The sequence below is a fragment of the Pseudoduganella sp. RAF53_2 genome (assembly GCF_052113985.1).
Lineage (GTDB): Bacteria > Pseudomonadota > Gammaproteobacteria > Burkholderiales > Burkholderiaceae_D > Rugamonas.
In genome coordinates this window covers 1-3,842 of record NZ_JBFRDW010000597.1, presented here as the reverse complement: position 1 = coordinate 3,842, position 3,842 = coordinate 1, and the positions used below count along the sequence as shown (strand labels likewise).

Here is a 3,842-nt window from a genome sequence, read left to right as displayed (position 1 = left end):
CAGAAACTCAATCTGCCTTTGGATGCGGTGGTGGTCAATCTTCAGGGGGATGAGCCCCTGATCGATCCCGCGCTGCTGAAAGCCGCCGCCGCCCGAATTGGCGCCGGCGTGCCGATGTCCACGTGCGCCCACCCGCTGCATGACGTGGCGGATGTATTCAATCCCAACGTGGTGAAAGTCGTACTGGATAAGCAGGGCCGCGCCCTGTATTTCAGCCGCGCCACCATCCCCTGGGCACGCGACGCCTTCGCTAAATCGAAGGATGCGCTGCCCGCCGGCTATGCCCCGTTGCGCCATATCGGCCTTTACGCCTACCGCAACGACTTCCTCCAGGCCTACCCGGCACTGGAAGCCTCTCCGCTGGAAAGCATCGAAGCGCTGGAGCAGCTGCGCGTTCTGTGGCATGGCTATTCGATCGCCGTGCACGTCACGGAATCCGCGCCGGCTGCCGGTGTCGATACGCCGGAAGACCTGGAGCGGGTGCGCCGCCACTACAAGTAGTCGAATAATCAACAGCCAATTTGGATTCAAATTGGTGTTTCGCCAGACTTTTGTGGTAAGTTTCGTAGCAAGGTAGTCAAGGCGACCACATACTAATTATTATTGTTTTAGGAAATTTCATGCGTCTCATTCTGTTAGGAGCTCCCGGCGCCGGTAAGGGCACCCAAGCCAACTACATCAAGGAAAAGTACAACATTCCGCAGATTTCCACCGGCGACATGCTGCGTGCCGCCATCAAGGCCGGCACCGAACTGGGTCTGGCCGCCAAGAAGGTCATGGACGCTGGCCAGCTGGTTTCCGACGACATCATCATCGGCCTGGTGAAAGAGCGCCTGAAGGACGCGGATTGCGCCAACGGCTACCTGTTCGACGGCTTCCCGCGCACCATTCCGCAAGCTGACGCCATGAAGGACGCCGGCGTGGCCGTGGACTACGTGCTGGAAATCGACGTGCCGGATGAACAGATCATCGAACGCATGTCCGGCCGCCGCTGCCACCCAGGCTCGGGCCGTACCTATCACGTGAAATTCAATCCGCCTAAAGAAGAAGGCAAGGACGATGTGACCGGCGAAGCGCTGGTGCAGCGCGACGACGACAAGCCTGAAACGGTCAAGAAGCGTCTGGATGTCTACCACAACCAGACCGAAGTCCTGCTGGGCTACTACAACAACTGGGCGCAATCGGGCCAGGCCGGCGCGCCGAAGTATCGCAAAATCGAGGGCGTAGGCCCTGTCGAAGAAATCCGCGACCGCGCGTTCGCGGCGCTTTCGAGCTAATACTCAGGCGGGCTTCGGCCCGCTTTCCATTTGCGCCCGCAGCGGCGGATCAATGATCCGCCCTACGACGCGCCCCGGGTGCGGCCCCGAAATGGCCGCGACAACATGTAGGGCGGATCATTGATCCGCCATGAACGGCCCCCTGGCCGTTGAGCATCAAAGTTTTGCAGTACGTAGTTGGTTAGTGTCGTGCCCACAAGGCGCGGCGGTAGTCTGATTCCGTGATGTAGCACTTGATTCTAATAACAGAAGGGGGCAATTTATGGCAGCAAGTTTGTGGTTCGCGATAGCGTGCGGTGTGCTCGCGGTCGTATATGGTTTGTGGGCACGCAACTGGATTCTGGCACAAAACGCGGGCAATCCGCGTATGCAGGAAATCGCGGCAGCCATTCAGCAAGGCGCGGCAGCTTATCTGGCACGGCAATACAGAACAATTGGCATTGTCGGAGTGGTGCTGCTCATTGCCATCTTCCTTATGCTGGGCTGGCAGACAGCCCTGGGTTTCTTCATCGGCGCGCTGCTGTCCGGCGCATGTGGCTTCATCGGCATGAATGTTTCGGTGCGCGCCAATGTGCGTACCGCGCAGGCGGCATCGGTGGGCATGAACGAAGCGCTGAACGTCGCGTTCAAAGGCGGCGCCATCACCGGCATGCTGGTGGTTGGCCTTGGCCTGCTGGGCGTGACGCTGTTCTATATGCTGCTGACCAGCATGGCCGGTCCCGGCATCACCCCGCATGACGTGATCAAACCGCTGATTGGCCTGGCCTTCGGCGCCTCGCTGATCTCGATCTTCGCCCGTCTCGGCGGCGGCATTTTCACCAAGGGCGCGGACGTGGGCGCCGACCTGGTGGGCAAGGTGGAAGCCGGCATTCCGGAAGACGATCCGCGCAATCCTGCGGTGATCGCCGATAACGTGGGCGACAACGTGGGTGACTGCGCCGGCATGGCCGCCGACCTGTTCGAAACCTATGTGGTGACCCTGATTGCCACCATGCTGCTGGGCGCACTGCTGATCAGCGGCTCGCCGACCGAGGCGATCCTGTACCCGATGCTGCTGGGCGCGGTGTCCATCCTCGGCTCCATCGTGGGCTGCTCGATGGTGAAGGCCAAGCCGGGCAAGAAGATCATGTCCGCGCTGTACACCGGCTTGTGGTGGGCTGCGGGCCTGTCGCTGATCGGCTTCGTGGTCGTGACCTGGATGCTGTGGCACGACGACGCCATGCGCTACAAGATGCTGGGCTCCACCGTCGTGGGCATTGTGCTGACCGGCCTGATGGTCTACATCACCGAGTTCTACACCGGCACCGATTTCAAACCGGTGCGCCATATCGCTGAAGCGTCCACCACCGGCCACGGCACCAACATCATTGCGGGCCTGGGCGTGTCGATGAAGTCCACCGCATGGCCGGTGCTGGCGGTCTGCGTGGCGATCCTGATTTCCTTCAAGCTGTCCGGCCTGTACGGCGTGGCGATTGCAGCCACGGCCATGCTGTCGATGGCGGGTATCGTGGTGGCGCTGGATGCCTACGGTCCGGTAACCGACAACGCCGGCGGTATCGCTGAAATGGCCGGCATGCCCGATTCCGTGCGCGCCATTACCGATCCGCTGGACGCGGTGGGCAATACCACCAAGGCCGTGACCAAGGGCTATGCCATCGGTTCCGCCGGTCTGGCGGCGCTGGTGCTGTTCGCCGACTACACTCACGCGCTGGAAACGCGCGAGCTGAAGATGTCTTTCGACCTGTCCGACCCGATGGTGATCGTGGGCCTGTTCATCGGCGGCCTGATCCCTTACCTGTTCGGCGCCATGGCGATGGAGGCCGTGGGCCGCGCTGCGGGCGCTGTGGTGGTGGAGGTGCGCCGCCAGTTCCGCGACATCAAAGGGATCATGGACGGCACCGGCAAGCCGCAGTATGACAAGGCGGTCGACATGCTGACCGCCTCCGCCATCAAGGAAATGATTCTGCCTTCGCTGCTGCCGGTGCTGGTGCCGATCGTGGTCGGCATGCTGCTCGGCCCGCGCGCACTGGGCGGCCTGCTGATGGGCACCATCATCACCGGCCTGTTCGTGGCGATTTCCATGACCACCGGTGGCGGTGCATGGGACAACGCGAAGAAATACATCGAAGACGGCAACCATGGCGGCAAGGGCTCCGACGCCCACAAGGCCGCGGTGACCGGCRATACGGTCGGCGACCCGTACAAAGATACCGCCGGCCCGGCCGTGAACCCGCTGATCAAGATCATCAACATCGTGGCGCTGCTGCTGGTGCCCCTGCTGCCGGCCACCGGCTGGCTGTCGGTGACGATGATGGCGCCGATCCAGGCCAATGCGCCAATGGTCGCGCCGGCAGGCACGCCGCAACCGGCCGCGCCTGCCGCTCCGGTTGCAGCGCCGGCCACCACGGCTTCGGCGGCGGATACCGCCGCTCAGCAGGAAACGGCCAGGTAAGCTGGTCTTAGCCGAAAAAAAGCCCGCAGCTGCGGGCTTTTTTCATTGCGGCGCCTGAATTAACTGGCGTTCTTGCGGCGGCGCGCCGCGGCCAGCGCCAGAGTGCCCAGACC

3 protein-coding genes are annotated in these 3,842 nt (G+C 62.4%); all 3 read left to right on the top strand.

Annotated elements, in window-relative coordinates; genetic code table 11:
• Positions 1-501 (top strand): 3-deoxy-manno-octulosonate cytidylyltransferase (gene kdsB / locus AB4Z11_RS26130; RefSeq protein WP_442028758.1); only part of this gene is annotated, 501 nt, incomplete at its 5' end.
• A gap of 119 nt (positions 502-620) precedes the next feature.
• Positions 621-1,277 carry an adenylate kinase gene (gene adk, locus AB4Z11_RS26125; RefSeq protein WP_442028756.1) on the top strand — a complete coding sequence of 219 codons (657 nt, stop codon included), beginning with the start codon at positions 621-623 and terminating at the stop codon, positions 1,275-1,277.
• A 262-nt stretch (positions 1,278-1,539) separates the two neighbouring features.
• Complete coding sequence (locus AB4Z11_RS26120) at positions 1,540-3,729, top strand: sodium-translocating pyrophosphatase (protein ID WP_442028755.1); 2,190 nt, start codon at positions 1,540-1,542, stop codon at positions 3,727-3,729.
• Positions 3,730-3,842 lie beyond the last annotated feature (113 nt).

Coding starts and splice junctions, on each gene's coding strand:
- adk (WP_442028756.1), top strand. CDS start 621: ATGCGTCTCATTCTGTTAGGAGCTCCCGGCGCCGGTAAGGGCACCCAA.